Raw genomic sequence first — 16,997 nt, 5'->3', positions numbered from 1 at the left:
GACGCTGCCGCGGTCGGCGTCCCGGACGGTGGCCGTCGGTTCGGTGCCGGCGAAGGTGGCACCCGCCGCGTCCAGGCTCGCCGTCACGACGATCTTCTCGATGCCGTCGGGCACGGCGCCGGTGTCCACGGTGATCGAGTCGGGTCCGGTGCCGCGGCCCGACCGGTGGGTCACGCCCGGGCCGTTCGGCTGGTTGTAGAAGACGAAGTCGTCGTCCGAGCGCACCTTGCCGTCGGCGGTGAGCAGCAGGCCCGATACGTCGAGCCGCACGGGTGCGGTGACGTCCACCGCTACGCGCGGTACGGAGAGCGGGACATTCGAGCCGGGTGTCATTGCGGTCATGCCGGGGTAACGATCGACCCGGCTTTGCGGTTCCATTACCTTGCGTCATCCGTGGAGAACGCGCCGGGCGCACGGTCCGCTTCCGCCGTCAGTACGGCCAGATGGGCGGATCGGTGCAGAAGGGCCCGCCCAGGTGGGCGTGGTCGGGGTTGGCCGGGTCGAGCTCGCCCTGCTCGGCGACGAGGGCGGCGGCGTAGGGCTCGGAATCGTCCTGCGGCTCGTAACCGAGTGCGCGGGCCGTCGTCAGATCCCACCAGAGGCGGGTGTTCGCCGAGCTGCCGTAGGCGACGGTGTGCCGGACGTCCTCGGCGGTGAGCGCGGCGTGCAGCAGCCGGGCGCAGTCGGCCGGGCTCATCCAGACCGAGAGCATCCGCACGGAGGTCGGCGCCGGGAAGCACGAGCCGATCCGCAGCGAGACGGTCTCCAGGCCGTGCAGGTCCCAGTAGAGGGAGGCGAGGTCCTCGCCGAAGCACTTGGACAGCCCGTAGAAGGTGTCCGGGCGGTGCGGGGTGCCGATGGGGATCAGCGGGTCGTCTCCGGTGGGGCGCGGGGTGAAGCCGACCGCGTGGTTGCTGGAGGCGAACACGACGCGCCGTACGCCTTCCTCGCGCGCCGCCTCGTAGAGGTGGTAAGTCCCTTCGATGTTGGACCGCAGGATCTTGTCGAAGGGTGCTTCCAGCGAGATGCCCGCGAGGTGGATGATCGCGTCGACGCCCCGGACCGCCTCGCGCAGCGCGCCGGCGTCCGTGAGATCGGCCGTGACGGCGTCCGGTGCCCCTTCGACGGGCCGGACGTCCAGCAGGCGGAGCTCGTAGCCGTACGCGGGCAGCAGTTCGCGCATCAGGGTGCCCACGCCGCCCGCGGCGCCGGTGAGCAGGATGGTGCGGGGAGCAGGCATCGTTCTCCTCCGTGGACATCATTCATATCTATGGACAGGCTAAAGAGCGCCTCTGGCACCGTCAAGGCATGCCCGTTCGCTTGACCGGCGCGGCTGAACTCGCTTAGCGTGGCAGCGTTCACGAATATGGACGTGAATCAGAAGAGCGCACAGCCAGAAGAGCGCACAGAACTTCAAGGGGATCCGATGACCTCAGCCTCACTTGCCGAGCGCCTCGACGGCCTGCTGTTCTTCCCCGTCACCGCCTACGGCCCGGACGGCGAGCTGGATCTCGACATGTTCCGCGCGCACGTGCGCGAAGGCATCGAGGCGGGCGCGGCCGCGGTCTTCGCGTGCTGCGGCACCGGCGAGTTCCACGCGCTGACCCCCGAGGAGTTCCGGGCCTGTGTCGCCGCGGCCGTCGAGGTGTCGGCCGGCCGGGTGCCGGTGGTCGCGGGCGCCGGATACGGGACCGCCCTCGCCGTGCAGTTCGCGCGGCTGGCGGAGGACGCGGGCGCGGACGGACTGCTCGCCATGCCGCCCTACCTCGTCGTCCCCGACCAGGCCGGTCTGCTGCGGCACTACTCGGGCCTCGCCGCCGGCACCGGGCTCGACATCATCGTCTACCAGCGCGACAACGCCGTCTTCGAATCCGAGACCGTCGTCGAACTGGCCAGGATCCCCAACATCATCGGCCTCAAGGACGGGCTCGGCGACCTCGACCTGATGCAGCGGATCGTCAGCGCCGTGCGCACCGAGCTGCCCGAGCGCGACTTCCTCTACTTCAACGGCCTGCCCACCGCCGAACTCACCGGCCTCGCCTACCGCGGCATCGGCGTGCTGCTGTACTCGTCGGCCGTCTTCTGCTTCGCGCCCGAGATCGCCCTCGCCTTCCACAAGGCGCTGAACTCCGGCGACGACAAGACCGTCAACCGGCTCATCGACGGCTTCTACCGGCCGCTGGTCTCACTGCGCAACCAGGGCCGCGGCTATGCGGTATCGCTGGTCAAGGCGGGCGTCCGGTTGCGCGGTCTGGACGTCGGCGAGGTGCGGTCGCCACTGGTCGAACCGTCGCCCGCGCATGTCAAGGAGCTTGCCGAACTGATCGAGCGCGGAATGGCGCTGCTGAGCGACAGCTGACGAACGGGCGCCCGGTGCGGCAGCATCGGGCACGCGTGTGCCGACCCGCTGCTTGAGGAGCCAAGTTGAGAGCCTCCGCCTTCGTCTACCCGTGGGACGTCGTCGGTGACCCGGACGCCCCGCGCCGGATCGCCGACCTCGGCGTCCAGCAGGTCACGCTCGCCTCCGCCTACCACTCCACCCGTGCCCTGACCCCCCGCCATCCGCGGCAGCGCATCGTCACGGCCCGGCACGCGGCGGTGCTCTACCCGCCGGACCCCAAGCGCTGGAGCGGGCGCTCGCTGCGCCCGTACCCGCAGGCGTGGGTGCCGGCGACGGACGCCTACGGGGAGGCGGCGGCCGCCCTGTCGGCCGCCGGGCTGTCCGTCCACTCGTGGGTGGTGCTCGCGCACAACTCCCGGCTGGGCGAGGAGTTCCCGCGCACCTCGGTGCGCAACGCCTACGGCGACCGCTACCCGTGGGCGCCGTGCATCGCCCAGCCGGAAGTACGGGCCTACGCCGTCGATCTCGCGGTGGAGGCGGCGGTCCGGCCGGGGACCGACGGGACCGAACTGGAGTCCTGCGGCTGGTACGGCGTCGGCCATCTGCACGCGCACGACAAGATCGGCGGAGTGCCGCTGGGCGGGGCCGCCCAGTACCTGATGTCGCTGTGCTTCTGCCGTACCTGCCGGGACGGCTACGCGGGGCTCGGGCAGGACCCCGACACCCTGCAGAGCGCCGTGCGGACCGCGCTGGTGCCGGTGTGGTCCGGCGAGCGGGAGCCGGGGCCCGCCGACCGCGCGGCCGAGTGGGCCGAGGTCGAGAAGCTGCTCGGCGTGGACCTGGCCGGTGCGACGCTGTGCTGGCGCGCCATGGTGGCCCGCCACTTCCAGCGGGAGATGGTGTCCGCGGTACGCGCCGGGGCCGGCTCCGGCTTCCAGATCCTGCTGCACGCCGACCCCGGCCCGCACCGGACGGGCGCGAACGTCGGCGTCGACGCGGAGGACGTGCTCTCGCACGCCGACGGCCTGGTCCTGCCCTGCGCCGGCGGCGCGGCCGAACGGGCCGCCGTGCTGAGCCCGTTCGCGCGCCACCGGCGCCCGGACACCGTCCTCGCCGCCAATTTCCCCGTCGTGGCCGGCATGGGCGGCAGCCCGCGCACGCTGGCCGCCGACGTGGCCCACGCGGCGGGCCTCGGCGCCACCGAGGTACGGCTCTACCACGCGGGCCTGGCATCCGACGCGGACCTCGAAGCGGTCCGCTCGGCCCTCGGCGCCCTGCGCTCCAGAACCGACTTGTAGGGTTCGCGGCCGGCCTGTAGAACTGCCCTCACGTGCTGAAACAGCCTGTGGGGGGCCTAGCGTGACCACTGAACCACCCGCTTCCGGGGACGAGTCCGCCATACCGGACGACGTCTGGGAGAAATTCGTCCAGGACAGCGAACAGGACATCCGGGCGCAGGCTCCGAAGGAGCCGTCGGCACGCGCCCGGATGGTCACCGAACGGCTCCGGCGCGAGGCCGAGCTGGCCGAGCAGCAGCAGAAGAAGAACAAGCGGTGGGGGCGCGCACCGAAGGCGAAGCCGGGCGAGCCCGCCGGCTGGCGCACCGGCCCCGCCTGGCAGGACAGAGAAGGCCGGGCGACCCGGCGGCGGCTGCGCGGAGCGCTGGGTGTGCTGCTGACCGTCGGGGTCCTCCTGGCGGTGCTCAACCCGTCCACCGCGGTGGCCTGGCTGCACGGTGACTTCGGCAACGCCGCGGACTCCACCGATTCCACGGGCCACCGCTCGGACGGCTCCGGCCGGCCCACCGCCGGCCAGACCACCCTCCCCCCGGAGACGGCGCCGCCCACCGCCGCCCCGTCCGTCGACCCCCTGGCGGACACCCCGACGCTCGCCGAGCCCTTCCGCGGCTCGCCGGCCGCCCAGTACGCGGACGGTGCCGCCGGAATCGTGCTGCCCACGGCCCGGCCGGTCGGCCGGATGACACGCAAGCAGGTGGAGTCCGCGCTGAGCAGGACCAAGGAGTTCCTGGTCGACACGAACCTCAACCCGGCGACGCTGCGCGGGGAGCGCCCGCAGCTCGCGATGGGCCTGGTCGACCCCCTGCAGACGGAGATCACCTCGCGCTGGGACGCCTCCTTCCGCAAGCCCGACAAGGAGCACGACCCGCTGCTGGTGGCCAGCCGGTTCAACCCGGCGGAGGTGAAGACGGTCGGCAGCGTGATCAAGACGCGCGGCCTGATCACCTTCAAGGAGGGCAGCTCCGGCTCGGTCACCGTGCACGCCGACGTCACCTTCGTCTATCCGGTGACCGCCGCCGGCGGCTCGACGGCCGTCTCCCGCACCATCGTGCGGCGGGTGCTGGACTTCGACGTCGCCGACCCCCGGATCGAGCAGGTGACCGCGGGCAGGCTCTGGGTGTCCGGGTACCGGCAGGACATCGGCAACACGGCCTGCGACATCTACGACGGCTTCCTGCACCCGAGCATCGGCCCGGACAAGAACGCCTCCGCCACCCCGGGCCCCTCCGCGTCCCAGATCGACCCGTACGACCGCAGCAGGCCCCTCGACGACGCGAAGAAGGACTGCGGCGAGGTCACCCGCGTCTGACCCGCTCCCGCCCCGGTCATCCGGGACGCGCGACCAGCGGCGCGAAGCCGGCCAGTGACATCTCGAGATCCTGCCGGCCGGCGTCGTCCGCCGGCAGGAGGGGCAGCTGAACGTCGGCGAACTCCTTCGCCGCCGCCCACACCGCGGTGACGACGGCCCGTACGTCGGACCGGTCGACCGGCGTCCCGGGGGCCCGGGTGGTGATCGTCCCGTCCTTCGTCAGGGAGAACTTCAACGAGAAGGACGAGTCGGCCGCGCCGAACGCATGGCCGCCGCGGCCGGCTTCGACGAGCGAGCGCAGACCGTCGAGAAGCAGGGAGACGGAAACGTGGATCATCATCGCCTGGTCCGGCGTACGGCCGCGCGATGAGTACGAACCCAGGTTCCCCGTCACCGCCATGTGCCCGAGGTCGAACCCGGAGGGCGGCGGCAGATCGTCGACGGAGAACGCGAATCGCACCGACGCGACGGAAGGCTGGGGCGAGTCCACGCGGGTCCGACCTCAGTCGATGACGGTGAACCAGCAGATGTCGCCCGAGTCGGGAAGTCCGGGCATGGCCCGGACCTCCGCGGCGATCCTGGCCAGTACCTCGGCCGGGTTCCCCTCCCACGCGGCGAACGGGGTCTCGTCGGACGCTGTGAGATCCCCCGCTCGCGCACCCGCGCTCAGCAGGTCACCGACGATGCGGAGGGCCAGCTCCTGCTGCCGGTCCATCGTCGCCCCCCGGCCGAGCAGGCCGCCGACCGTCCCACTGATGACGGAGAAGCCCACCCAGTCGTCGTGGGCGTATCGGACGAGATAGTCCAGCTCGTTCGCGTACTGCTCTGCGGAGAACATCGTCCTCGGTCTCAGGGATGGGGGGCGTGGAAGCGCTTCATGTCGAGTTTATCCACGTCGTTGTAGTCGATCGTGGGCCCGCCCATCAGGCCCTTCTTCTGGGAGGCGCTGAAGGGCCGGTACGTCACCGTGGCCTTCGGATCGTCGGAGAGCCGCCACAACTCGATGTCTCCCTTGGGGGTCGTTTTGACCTCGGGGGGCCCGAGCTTCGCGTGCAGATCGGCCCGGACGTCCTGGAGTTTCTGCGCGTCGATGATCCTGACCCCGGTGGCGTCCTCGACGCCCAGCATGTTCCCGTGCTCGTCCACAGCGGTCGAGCGTGCCGCGTCGTGCCGGGCCTGGTCGGCGGCGTCCAGGCACTTCAGGCCCAGCGGGTCCGTCCAGGTGAACGGGTTGGGCACGTAGGCGTGGTGGTTCGGCGCGGCTTCCAGGCCCAGCGGGTCCGGGGACGCGAACCGGGCGGCCGCGGGATCGTAGTAGCGCTGGAAGTTGTAGTGCAGGCCCGTCTCGTCGTCCAGGTACTGCCCGGGGAAGCGCAGCGGGCAGTCCGCCGGTTGCGTGCTCCCGCCTCCGGGGACCGTGCCGCCCCAGAGGGTGGTCTGCAGGTGCCAGGCGATGTCGCCGTCAGGACCGACGAGTTCGGTGGGCGTGCCGGTGAGGTCGGTGACGATGGCGTAGAAGCGGCGGTCGACCTCGGCCTGGCCGGTGCTCTGGGAGACCGGACGGTGGGTGCCCGGAGCGTAGTCCCAGGTGGTGGCGGTCCCGTCCGCGGTGACCTGCTCGGCGAGCCGGGTGCCGTCCCATGTGAAGAGGGTTGTCCCGGCCACGCTGCCGTCCCCGGCCAGCCGCTCCTTCGCGGTACGCCGGCCGAGCGGGTCATAGCGGTAACGCCACGTGGTGTCGTCCGGGGTGACCACTTCCACCAGCCGGTCCTCGGAGTTCCACGTGTACGTCCAGGTGCGGGTCTGGCCGTTGAGCAGCCGGCGGGTGCTGCGTACCAGCCGGCCCTCGCCGTCGTGCTCGTGGAGCGTACGGCCCGCGTGCCGGAGCAGGGTGCCGGTGAACGTCCGCTCGCCTCCCTCGGCGCCGGCGCCGGGTGAGTCCGCCAGCGTGAGGTTGCCCACCGCGTCATAGGCGTACGACTCGGTCCAGTCCCGCCCGTGCACGCCGGTGATCCGGCCCGCCGCGTCCAGGTCGAAACGCCGTATGCCGCTCACGCTGTCGGTGATTCCGGCGAGCAGTCCGTCCTCCCGGTAGGCGTACGACCGTTGCCGGACGATACGCGATTCGGGTCCTGTCGAGAGCAGTTGTCCGGTCAGCCGGGACAGCGGGTCCCACTGCTGGGAGAGTGTCGCGCTGCCGCCCAGGTGTCGTTCGGTCTCCCGGCCCGCGCCGTCGTAGGCGAAGGTGATCGTGGTGTCCTGGGCGGTGAGGGCGGCCGGACGGCCCACCCCGTCGTACTCCCAACGGGAGACCGCGCCGGACGGTGCGCGCCGCTCGACGGTCCGGCCCGCACCGTCGTACGCGAGCGTCATGGTGCGGCCGTTCACGGTCTCGGCCAGAATCCTTCCGGCGGCGTCGCGTTCGATGACGACGTCGGCGTCCGCGTTGGACATGCCGGCGAGCTGCCCGTCCGGCGTGTAGGCGAAAGCGGTGACGGTTCCGTCGCCTGCCTGCTGCCGGACCGCACGGCCCAAGGTGTCGCGGGTGTAGGTGAGGCTCTCGCCCGAACCGTTGATCCTGGTCGCGAGACGGCCGGCGGCGTCGTGCTCATAGCTCAGGGTGCGGCCGTTGAAGTCGGTCTCCGCGACGACGCGGCCCGCCGCGTCATAGGCATAGGTCCAGGTGCGGCCCAACGGATCGGTGACGGCCGTCAGCCGCCGCTCGGTGTCATGGGTGAAGTCGTAGGTCGTCCCGTCCGGAGCGGTACGCGACCGCGGCAGATCGAACGCGGTCCACGACCGGCGGGTGGTGCGACCGGTCTGGTCCGTGTGTTCGACCAGATTGCCTTCGGCGTCCCAGGTCCAGACCTCGCTCGCGCCGTCCGCACCCGTGTAGCGGGCGAGCCTCCCCTCGGCGGTCCAGTGGTAACTCGCGCCATGACCCAGCGGATCGGTCACCCGGAGGACGCGTCCGAACGGATCGCGCACGCTCCTCCGGGTGCTGCCGAGGGCATCGGTCACCGCGACGGGCAGCCCGGCGGGGTCGTTCTCCACCAGCTGGGTGTGGCCGAGCGGACCCGTGATCGAGGTGCGGTGACCCCGCTCGTCGTAGGTGAAGCGGGTCTCGGCGCCGGTGGGGTCCACGATGGCGACGGGGTTGCCCCGCTCGTCGTAGGCGCGCGTCCACCGGGCGCCGCCCGGTTCCACGACCTCGATGGGCAGTCCCATCCCGTTGTAACGGGCCCGGGCGGCGGAACCATCCGGACGCAGGACCGTGGTCAGGTTGCCGTCCGCGTCGTAGGTGTAGCGGACGGTACGGCCCAGCGGATCGGTGCGCGACAGCAACCGGTCCCGCCGGTCCCACTGGGAGAGCGTCGTATGACCGAGTTCGTCGGTCACGGCCACGACCTGGTAGGCCTCGTCCATGCGGTAGGTCTTGCTGTGTCCGTGGGAGTCGGTCACCACCGTGGTCCGGTTCTCGTCGTCGTAGGAGAACACGGCGTCGAGGATGCCGCCCGATCCGGCGGTGGCTGTGCAGCGTCCTTCGGTGTCGTAGGTGTAGCGGTACCAGAAGCCGTTGCGGTCCTCCCAGCCGGTGATGCGCCGTTCCGCGTCGTATTCGAGCGTGAACGGCGTCGGGGAGGAGTTGTAGATCCGCGTGAGGTTGCCGGCGGTGTCATAGCCGAACCGCTGCAGGACCGGGCGGTCCTCGTGGCTGAGGAGGCGCAGCGCGGTGATCCGCTGGTCCTCGGTCTCGATACCTATCCGGTAACCGCCGCTGTGCCGTACTTCGGCGGGGACACCGTCGTCGGTGTACGTGATCTCGATGCGGACGCCGTTGCGGTCGGTGATCGCGGCCAGTGGAAGGCGGGCCGACTCGCCCGCGGCGGGTGGCTGTTCGAGGACGAAGTGTGATGTGCGCCCGGTGGCGGGGTCGGTGACGGACATGCTGCCGCCCGCCGTGCCGTCCCAGGCCAGCGGCCGGGTCGTCCCCACGACCGGCAGTACCGGCAGGCCGGGCTGGGGTCGCGGGTAGCACAGGCTCATGCCGTCGGCGGTCCGGAACACCACACCCTGGTCGTCGACCTCCAGGTGCTGGTCCAGGGTCGACGCCCAGGACGGGCCGAACCAGCGTCCGGCGCGGTAGGACGACACATGTGTCCGTTCCAGGACCAGCGGTAGGGCGCCCGGCAGATGGACATCGGTCTGGGGCATGATCATTTCGCCCGAGGCCACGTCTATCGGGTCCTTCTCGCAGACGCGCTCGCTCAGTTCCTTCGCGTCCTTGCGCAGAGCGGGCAGTCCCTTGCGCAGGGCACCGGCGACGTCCCCGAGGTGGCTGCCCATGCCCTTCATCAGCTTGGGCAGGTTCTTGGCCATCTTGAGCAGGCCGCCGGCGGTGGTGAGGCCCTTGAACCTGGGGATGCAGTCGAGCGCGGCGAAGGCCACGTCCCACAGCGATGCTTTGCCTTGCGCGTATTTGATGAGCGTGTCGGCAAGGACGACCAGCGCCGCGGCGAGCACGATCCAGGCCAGCGGTCCGCCGATGATCATCACGATGATGCCGAGGACCGCGACGATGACCTTGCAGACGGCGACGATGTCGTCCCAGTGGTCGGCGACCCAGTCGACCGCCTTTTCCCACCAGTGCTTGTTCTTGATCCCCGCGTCCGACGCCTCATGCAGGGCGTGTTCGGCGGTCGAGGCGGCGGTGTCCCGCAAGTGGGCGGCCTGCGCGGCCAACTCCTTTGCCGCGTCGAGGCGCTGCTGCGCGTCGTGGACGGCGGTGTTCGCGGACTTCTGCGCGTTCGAGGCGTCCAGCGCGTTGCGGGTGGCGGTACGGACCTCGTCCGCGGACGGCGGTTCCACGCCCGGCTTCGGATCGGCCTGGTACTCCTTGGACTTGTCGCCCGCCCGCTTCACCCAGTCGTTGGCGTTCGTCTGGGTGGTCTTGGCCGCGTCCAGGTCCTGGCGGGCCGTACGACCCTGCGCCAGCGCCCGGTCGGCGTCGGCCTGCGCCGTCTCCAGCTTCGGCCAGTACGTCTCCAGCGCCCCCGACGCCAGCCGGTAGGACTTCTCCAACTTGCCCAGCTCGCCCGGCAGATCCCCGAACTGCTCCCGGTACGCGTCCGCCGCCAGCCCGGCCCAGTCCTGCACGGCGTTGTTGCCGCTCAGCCCGCGCACCGAGCGCAGCGCCGAGGACACGTCGTCGGCGAAGTCGCCCAGTTTGCGGGCGAGTTCCTTCACCTCGTACGGGTCCCCGGGGACCGGATCCCGGTCCAGGTCCAGCACATGCCAATCCGTCGGACGATTCGCCACGTTGTTCCCCCGTGTGTGATCAACTCCGCGTCGATTCTTGCATTCCGGGAGCGGGGGCAACGAGGTGAGGGGCAGGTCGTCGACGTTCTGTGACGATGCGAAAGGTCACAGCCGGCGGGTGGCCAGGGTCAGGCGGTCCCGGGCGTCGAAGAGGGTGTCCTTGATCATCTGTTCGTGGGCGGGGGTGAGCCGGGCCACGGGGACGGAGCAGCTGACCGCGTCGCGGGCCGGGGTGCGGTACGGGATGGCGATGCCGAAGCAGCGCAGGCCGAGGGTGTTCTCCTCGCGGTCGACGGCGAAGCCCTGCTCCCGGATGACCGCGAGTTCCTCGATGAGCTTCTCGCGGTCGGTGTGGGTGTGCTCGGTGAGGGGTTCGAGGGTCTCGGGGAGCAGTTTGCGGACCTGCTCGTCGGTGTACGTGGCGAGCAGCGCCTTGCCGAGCGAGGTGGAGTGCGCCGGGAGGCGGCGGCCGACCCGGGTGAAGGGCCGCAGGTAGTGCTGGGACTGGCGGGTCGCGAGATAGACGACGCTGGTGCCGTCCAGCCGGGCGAGGTGGATGGTTTCGCTGGTGTCGTCGGAGAGCCGGTCGAGGGTGGGGCGGGCCGCGGCGACGACCTCGTCACCGTCGATGTACGAGGTGCCGACGAGCAGCGCCCGGACACCGATCCCGTAACGCGTTCCGGTGGCATCGGTTTCGATCCAGCCGAGCTCGACTAGGGTGCGGAGCAGCATGTAGAGGCTGGACTTGGGGTAGCCGACGGATTCCTGTACGGCCGCGAGGCTGTGCATTCCGGGTCGTCCCGCGAAGAATTCCAGCAGTTCGACCGTGCGGACCGCGGACTTGACCTGAGAACCGCCACCGTCGCCAGCAGACATCGTCCTGACCCCTCTTGTTCGGCCCCGGATCCTGCAAGTAGGCTCCGGAATGGTTCAAAGATTCATAAGTGAAGACGCTGTTCAGCATATCGAACAGTGGCTGATCCGCATGAGGCAAATCTGGAGGTTCCCCCGGTGGCTGTTCCAGTCTGGTCCGTCGACCCCCGTACCGGGAAGCAGCGGGAGCAGGTGGCGGACGAGGCCACCACGGCGGAGATCGACGCCGCCGTCCGCGCCGCGGCCGCCGCGGCGCCCGCGCTCGCCGACCGCAGCGTACGCGCCCTCCTGCTGCGGACCGCCGCGGACCTTCTGGAGGAGGCCGGCCCGCAGGTGCTGGAGGCGGCCGACGCCGAGACGGCGCTCGGCCCCGGCCGGCTGACCGGCGAGCTCGCCCGCACCACGTTCCAGCTGCGCGCGTTCGCCGACATCGTCGACGAGGGCGCCTTCCTGGACGTCGTCATCGACCACGCGGACCCGGCCGCGAAGCCCGCTCCCCGCCCCGACCTGCGGCGCTACAAGATCCCGCTCGGCGTGGTCGCGGTCTACTCGGCCAGCAACTTCCCGCTGGCGTTCTCCGTCCCCGGCGGCGACACCGCGAGCGCGCTGGCCGCCGGCTGCCCGGTCGTCGTCAAGGCGCACCCGGACCACCCCGCCACCTCGGAGCTGTGCGCGAGCGTGCTGCGCCGCGCCGCCGTCCGGGTCGGGCTGCCCGCCGACGTCGTCGCCGTCGTGCACGGCTTCCAGGCCGGTATCGACCTCATCAAGCACCCGCTGGTCAGCGCCGCCGGATTCACCGGCTCGGTACGCGGCGGGCGGGCGCTCTTCGACGCGGCCGCGGCCCGTCCCCGGCCGATCCCCTTCCATGGCGAACTGGGCAGCCTCAACCCGGTCGTGATCACCGAGGCCGCGGCGGACGAGCGGGCCGAGCAGATCGGCGCGGGACTCGCCGGGTCCATGACTCTGGGCGTCGGCCAGTTCTGCGTCAAGCCAGGACTGGTGCTGGCCCCGGCCGGCGCGGCGGGCGACCGGCTGCTCAAGGCCGTCACCGCCGCCGTCAGCGACTCGGACGCGGGCGTCCTGCTCGACGTCCGGATGCGGGACGCCTTCGTCGCCGGTGTCGAGGCCAGGGCCGCGCTGCCCGGCGTCGAGGCCCCGGTGACCCCGGGCTCCGGCGGCGAGCACACCGTCAGCGCCGGATACCTCACCGTTCCCGCCGACCGGCTGGCCGCCGAAGGACCGCACGATCTGCTGCTCGAGGAGTGCTTCGGCCCGGTGACGGTCGTGGCGCGCTACGAGGACCGCGCCCAGATCACCGCCGTGCTGGAGCGGCTGCCCGGCAACCTCACCGCCACCGTCCACATCGGTGAGGAGGAGGCGGGACAGGAGGACGGCCCGGCCACCGCGCTGCTCGCCGAACTCACCCCGCTGGCGGGCCGGCTGCTCGTCAACGGCTGGCCGACCGGCGTGGCCGTCGCCCCCGCCCAGCACCACGGCGGCCCGTACCCGGCGACCACGTCGACCTCGACCTCCGTCGGCGGGACCGCCATCGAGCGCTGGCTGCGGCCGGTCGCGTACCAGGACACCCCGGTCGCCCTGCTCCCCGCGGAGCTGCGCGACGAGAACCCGCTCCACCTGCCGCGCCGCTTCGACGGCCGGCTGGAGATCTGAGCGGAGCTGAACGCGTAGTGGAGCTGAAGGAGCTGCCCTTCGGGCTGCGGGCGTACGGTCCGGCCGCCGATCCGAGCTACCAGGACGGCGCGCTCGTCCTCACCGCGGGTCCCGGCCAGGACCGCTTCGTGCACCCCGGCCGGGCGCCGAAGGTACCGGCGGCCGACGCGCCCCGGCTGCTCGGCACCCCGCCCGAGGGCGACTTCCAGCTGATCGCCCGGGTGACGGCCCGGCTGCGGGCCGCTGGCGACGCCGGAGCGCTCTACCTGCAGGTGGCCGACGAGCAGTGGGCCAAGCTCTGCCTGGAGCTCTCGCCCGCCCGGTACACCGTCGTCTCGGTCGTCACCCAGGGCAGCTCCGACGACGCCAACAGCTGGGAGGTGGACGGGGACCACGTCTGGCTGCGGATCACCCGCACCGGCCGGGCCTTCGCCTTCCACGCCTCGGCCGACGGTGAGCGGTGGACGTTCGTCCGGCTCTTCGCCCTCGGCACGGAGCGGGAGGCGGCGGCCGCGAGCGTCGGTTTCATGACGCAGTGCCCGTCGCCGGACGCCGACGGGTGCACGGCGGTCTTCGACCGGATCACCTTCCGGTCCGGCGCGCCCGCCGACCTGCGCGACGGCGGCTGAAACGCCCTGCGGGGGCCGGGCTGCCCCCAGCAGTCCGGCCCCCGCAGGGCTTGCCCGCTACCGCACCGGGGTGAAGTCCCGTGCGCCGATGAACTCCGGCCGCCGTACCGGCGCCGCGAACGGCTCGACCGCCGCGTTCTCCACGCTGTTGAAGACGATGAAGACGTTGCTGCGCGGGAACGGCGTGATGTTGTCGCCCGAACCGTGCATGCAGTTGCAGTCGAACCAGGTCGCGGAACCCGCCGCACCCGTGAAGAGCTTGATGCCGTGCTCCCCGGCGAGTTCGGTGAGCGCCTCGTCGGACGGGGTGCCGGCGTCCTGCATCTGCAGCGACCGCTTGTAGTTGTCCTTCGGCGTCTCGCCCGAGCAGCCGAGGAACGTACGGTGCGAGCCGGGCATGATCATCAGCCCGCCGTTGGTGTCGTGGTTCTCGGTCAGCGCCACCGAGACGGAGACCGTCCGCATGTTGGGCAGACCGTCCTCGGCGTGCCAGGTCTCGAAGTCCGAGTGCCAGTAGAACCCCGACGCCCCGAAGCCCGGCTTGACGTTGATCCGGCTCTGGTGGACGTAGACGTCGGAGCCGAGGATCTGGCGCGCGCGGTCGGCGAGCCGGGGGTCGCGGACCAGCTCGGCGAAGACCTCGCTGATCCGGTGCACCTCGAAGACCGAGCGGATCGACCCGGACTTCGGCTCGACGATCGCGCGGGGGTCGGCCCGGATCGCCGGATCGGCGCAGAGCCGGTCCAACTCATCGCGGTAGCGGCCCACTTCGCCCGGCAGGAGCAGCTGGTCGACGGTGAGGAAGCCGTCCCGGTCGTAGCCGCGCAGCTCGGCGGGCTGGATCGGGCCCGGCGTGCCGTACTCGGACCACACGACCGGGTCCTGGCGGGGAGTGGTGACCTCGGACGCGCCGCGGGTCGGGTACCGGCTGGTGATGGTGTCGGTGGTGGTCGTCATGGCGTCAGGCTCCCTCGGTCTCGGTCTCGGTCCCGTTCCGGGTCCTGGTACGGGTCGCGGTCGTGCCCCCGGTCTCGGTCAGCAGCGGGTAGACCCCGTTCTCGTCGTGCACCTCCCGCCCGGTGACGGGCGGGTTGAAGACGCAGACGAAGCGCAGATCGGTCTTGGGGCGCATGGTGTGCCGCTCGTGGCCGTCGAGCAGGTAGAGCGTGCCCGGGGAGATCCAGTGGGTCTCGCCGGTCTCGTCGTTGGTCAGCTCGCCCTCACCGTCGACGCACAGCACCGCCTCGATGTGGTTGGCGTACCACATGGACGTCACGGTCCCGGCGTACATCGTGGTCTCGTGCATCGAGAAGCCCACGCCCTCGGCGGCGAGGACGATGCGCTTGCTGCGCCAGGTGCCGGTCTCGGCGGTCACATCGCGGTCGGTGCCCTCGATGTCCTTGAAGGATCGGACGATCACGTGGTTGCCTCTGCTTTCTTTCCGTTCGTGGCCGGGCCCGGCTGCGGACCCGGGCCCGGCCTGGCTCGACTCGGCTCCTGGGTCAGGCGGATTCGCCGACGACGTCGCTCACGGCCCGCGTGAGGGTGCGCAGCCCCTCGTCCAGCTCGTCGGGGGTGATGGTCAGGGCCGGCAGCAGCTTGACGACCTCGCTGCGCGGGCCGGAGGTCTCCAGCAGCATCCCCAGCTCGAAGGCGCGGGCGCAGACCCGGCCGGCGATCGACGGGTCGATGAACTGCAGGCCCCAGGCGAGGCCGCGGCCCCGGTACTCGGCGCCGGCGCGTGCCTGAGCCGTGCAGATCTCCCGCAGCGCGGTCTCGACCTGCTCGCCGCGCATCACGGTCTGCTTCTCCAGCTGGCCGTCCGCCCAGTAGATGTCGAGCGCGGCGGTGGCGGTGACGAACGCCGGGTTGTTGCCGCGGAAGGTGCCGTTGTGCTCGCCCGGCTCCCAGACGTCGAGCTCCGGCTTGAAGAGCGCGAGGGACATCGGCATGCCGTAGCCGCTGATGGACTTGGAGAGCGTGACGATGTCCGGCGTGATCCCGGCCTCCTCGAAGGAGAAGAACGCGCCGGTGCGGCCGCAGCCCATCTGGATGTCGTCGACGATCAGCAGCATGTCGCGGCGCTTGCACAGGTCGGCCAGCGCCCGCAGCCACTCCGGACGGGCGACGTTGATGCCGCCCTCGCCCTGGATCGTCTCGACGATCACGGCGGCCGGCTGGTTGAGGCCGGAACCCTGGTCCTCCAGCAGCCGCTCGAACCACAGGAAGTCCGGCACCCGGCCGTCGAAGTAGTTGTCGAACGGCATCGGGGTGCCGTGCACCAGCGGGATGCCCGCGCCGGCCCGCTTCATCGAGTTGCCGGTGACGGCGAGCGAGCCGAGCGACATCCCGTGGAAGGCGTTGGTGAAGGAGACGATCGACTCGCGGCCCTTGACCTTACGGGCCAGCTTGAGCGCGGCCTCGACGGCGTTGGTGCCGGTCGGGCCGGGGAACATCACCTTGTAGTCCAGGCCGCGCGGTTCGAGGACCACCTGCTGGAAGCGCTCCAGGAAGGTGCGCTTCGCGGTGGTGCTCATATCCAGGCCGTGGGTGACGCCGTCGCGTTCGAGGTAGTCCAGCAGCGCGCGTTTGAGCACCGGGTTGTTGTGCCCGTAGTTGAGCGCGCCGGCGCCGGAGAAGAAGTCGAGATACGCGTGGCCGTCCTCGTCGTACATCACGCTGCCCTGGGCGCGGTCGAAGATGACCGGCCAGCTGCGGCAGTAGCTGCGGACCTCCGACTCCAGGGACTCGAAGACGGTCATGTCGGGTGCGGTGATGGTCACTGTGCCTGCTTTCCGGGAGGCGGTGCGGTGGGGGTGCGGTGCGGTGGGGGTGCGGTGCGGTGGGGATGGTGCGAAGTCAGGGGTGGGGGGAAGCGGAACGCGATGGCGTCAGACCGTCGGGCCGATGCGGAACAGCACCTCGGAGTCGTGCCCGTCGGGGAACAGGGCACCGGGGAAGAGGACTTCGCGTTCGACCGGGACGTCGTGGCGCTCGGCGAAGGAGGTGAACAGCCGCTGCGAAGCGGCGTTGTCCGGCGTGATCGTGGTCTCGATCCAGCGGACGTCGTCGACGGCGACGCGTGCGGCGAGGTGGTCGAGCATGGCCGCCGCCACGCCGCGGCCGCGCTGCGCCGCGTCGACGGCCACCTGCCAGACGACCAGCGTCCGCGGCTCCTCGGGGCGGAGGTATCCGGTCACGTAGCCCACCGGGGCGCCGTCGGCGTCGCGGGCCACCACCGAGGTGCCGGCGAAGTCGCGGCACCACAGGAGATAGCTGTACGAGGAGTTGAGATCGAGCGTCCGAGAATCGCGGGCGATGCGCCACATCGCTCCGCCGTCATCGACTGTGGGGGTGTCGAGGAATGCGGGAGCGAGTGGTGCCTTCCATTCCGTAGCGGCGTTCATGCGGAATGAACCTACCGAGCAGAAAGTGGAATTGCATGGGGCGGAGGTCTTTACGCAGCCGGCTCGTCGTGTTATCGCGCGGGTGGGTGCGGGTGGCCAAAACCGTGGCGAGACCTGCGGTTATATCCGGATATGACCGGGTGATTCGAT

Annotated in this window: 15 protein-coding genes; 5 read left to right on the top strand and 10 right to left on the bottom strand. The window is 71.1% G+C overall.

The window, feature by feature from the left end; all coding sequences use genetic code 11:
* A partial coding sequence (locus O3W51_RS07855; protein ID WP_443048252.1) for a TerD family protein occupies window positions 1–342 on the bottom strand: 342 nt, incomplete at its 3' end.
* A gap of 88 nt (window positions 343–430) precedes the next feature.
* Window positions 431–1,240 carry an NAD-dependent epimerase/dehydratase family protein gene (locus tag O3W51_RS07850; protein ID WP_198357178.1) on the bottom strand — a complete coding sequence of 270 codons (810 nt, stop codon included), beginning with the start codon at window positions 1,238–1,240 and terminating at the stop codon, window positions 431–433.
* 186 nt (window positions 1,241–1,426) lie between these two features.
* On the opposite strand from O3W51_RS07850, the gene O3W51_RS07845 reads away from it, so the two are divergent.
* The 3 genes from O3W51_RS07845 to O3W51_RS07835 all read left to right on the top strand — a co-directional run bounded on the left by O3W51_RS07845 (window position 1,427) and on the right by O3W51_RS07835 (window position 4,948).
* Window positions 1,427–2,359 (top strand): 5-dehydro-4-deoxyglucarate dehydratase, encoded by a 933-nt coding sequence (locus O3W51_RS07845; RefSeq protein ID WP_138359545.1) that lies wholly within the window; start codon window positions 1,427–1,429, stop codon window positions 2,357–2,359.
* A gap of 65 nt (window positions 2,360–2,424) precedes the next feature.
* A complete protein-coding gene (locus O3W51_RS07840; RefSeq protein WP_138359547.1) occupies window positions 2,425–3,639 on the top strand; it encodes a hypothetical protein in 1,215 nt (404 codons plus the stop codon).
* A gap of 61 nt (window positions 3,640–3,700) precedes the next feature.
* Window positions 3,701–4,948 carry a hypothetical protein gene (locus O3W51_RS07835; RefSeq protein ID WP_198357179.1) on the top strand — a complete coding sequence of 416 codons (1,248 nt, stop codon included), beginning with the start codon at window positions 3,701–3,703 and terminating at the stop codon, window positions 4,946–4,948.
* A 16-nt stretch (window positions 4,949–4,964) separates the two neighbouring features.
* On the opposite strand, the gene O3W51_RS07830 is transcribed toward O3W51_RS07835, so the two are convergent.
* From O3W51_RS07830 to O3W51_RS07815, 4 genes are all read right to left on the bottom strand, one after another.
* Window positions 4,965–5,408 (bottom strand): hypothetical protein, encoded by a 444-nt coding sequence (locus O3W51_RS07830; RefSeq protein WP_138355033.1) that lies wholly within the window; start codon window positions 5,406–5,408, stop codon window positions 4,965–4,967.
* A 42-nt stretch (window positions 5,409–5,450) separates the two neighbouring features.
* Window positions 5,451–5,786: a hypothetical protein gene (locus tag O3W51_RS07825; RefSeq protein ID WP_138355032.1), complete on the bottom strand. Its 336-nt coding sequence runs from the start codon at window positions 5,784–5,786 to the stop codon at window positions 5,451–5,453.
* A gap of 11 nt (window positions 5,787–5,797) precedes the next feature.
* Entirely contained in the window at window positions 5,798–10,267 is a 4,470-nt protein-coding gene (locus O3W51_RS07820; RefSeq protein WP_269284874.1) for an RHS repeat-associated core domain-containing protein, read from the bottom strand.
* A gap of 105 nt (window positions 10,268–10,372) precedes the next feature.
* Complete coding sequence (locus tag O3W51_RS07815) at window positions 10,373–11,143, bottom strand: IclR family transcriptional regulator (protein WP_138355030.1); 771 nt, start codon at window positions 11,141–11,143, stop codon at window positions 10,373–10,375.
* 135 nt (window positions 11,144–11,278) lie between these two features.
* Here O3W51_RS07815 and O3W51_RS07810 point away from each other — a divergent pair, with 135 nt between their 5' ends.
* Entirely contained in the window at window positions 11,279–12,811 is a 1,533-nt protein-coding gene (locus tag O3W51_RS07810; protein ID WP_198357180.1) for an aldehyde dehydrogenase (NADP(+)), read from the top strand.
* A 17-nt stretch (window positions 12,812–12,828) separates the two neighbouring features.
* Entirely contained in the window at window positions 12,829–13,440 is a 612-nt protein-coding gene (locus O3W51_RS07805) for a DUF1349 domain-containing protein (protein ID WP_138355028.1), read from the top strand.
* A 57-nt stretch (window positions 13,441–13,497) separates the two neighbouring features.
* Here O3W51_RS07805 and thpD read toward each other — a convergent pair whose 3' ends face one another.
* The 4 genes from thpD to ectA all read right to left on the bottom strand — a co-directional run bounded on the left by thpD (window position 13,498) and on the right by ectA (window position 16,847).
* Window positions 13,498–14,397, bottom strand: coding sequence for an ectoine hydroxylase (gene thpD, locus O3W51_RS07800; protein ID WP_138355027.1), 900 nt, complete (start codon window positions 14,395–14,397; stop codon window positions 13,498–13,500).
* 4 nt (window positions 14,398–14,401) lie between these two features.
* Complete coding sequence (locus tag O3W51_RS07795; protein ID WP_164296452.1) at window positions 14,402–14,860, bottom strand: ectoine synthase; 459 nt, start codon at window positions 14,858–14,860, stop codon at window positions 14,402–14,404.
* 82 nt (window positions 14,861–14,942) lie between these two features.
* Window positions 14,943–16,223 carry a diaminobutyrate--2-oxoglutarate transaminase gene (ectB, locus tag O3W51_RS07790; RefSeq protein WP_269284868.1) on the bottom strand — a complete coding sequence of 427 codons (1,281 nt, stop codon included), beginning with the start codon at window positions 16,221–16,223 and terminating at the stop codon, window positions 14,943–14,945.
* A gap of 108 nt (window positions 16,224–16,331) precedes the next feature.
* Window positions 16,332–16,847: a diaminobutyrate acetyltransferase gene (ectA, locus tag O3W51_RS07785; RefSeq protein WP_138355024.1), complete on the bottom strand. Its 516-nt coding sequence runs from the start codon at window positions 16,845–16,847 to the stop codon at window positions 16,332–16,334.
* Window positions 16,848–16,997: the final 150 nt, after the last annotated feature.

Origin of the sequence: Streptomyces sp. H39-C1 (genome assembly GCF_027158125.1) — a bacterium.
In the GTDB taxonomy this organism is placed as follows: domain Bacteria; phylum Actinomycetota; class Actinomycetes; order Streptomycetales; family Streptomycetaceae; genus Actinacidiphila; species Actinacidiphila fildesensis.
This window is presented reverse-complemented; position numbering and strand designations above follow the sequence as displayed.

Coding starts and splice junctions, on each gene's coding strand:
- O3W51_RS07845 (WP_138359545.1), top strand. CDS start 1,427: ATGACCTCAGCCTCACTTGCCGAGCGCCTCGACGGCCTGCTGTTCTTC.
- ectA (WP_138355024.1), bottom strand. CDS start 16,847: ATGAACGCCGCTACGGAATGGAAGGCACCACTCGCTCCCGCATTCCTC.
- O3W51_RS07815 (WP_138355030.1), bottom strand. CDS start 11,143: ATGTCTGCTGGCGACGGTGGCGGTTCTCAGGTCAAGTCCGCGGTCCGC.
- thpD (WP_138355027.1), bottom strand. CDS start 14,397: ATGACGACCACCACCGACACCATCACCAGCCGGTACCCGACCCGCGGC.
- O3W51_RS07850 (WP_198357178.1), bottom strand. CDS start 1,240: ATGCCTGCTCCCCGCACCATCCTGCTCACCGGCGCCGCGGGCGGCGTG.
- O3W51_RS07825 (WP_138355032.1), bottom strand. CDS start 5,786: ATGTTCTCCGCAGAGCAGTACGCGAACGAGCTGGACTATCTCGTCCGA.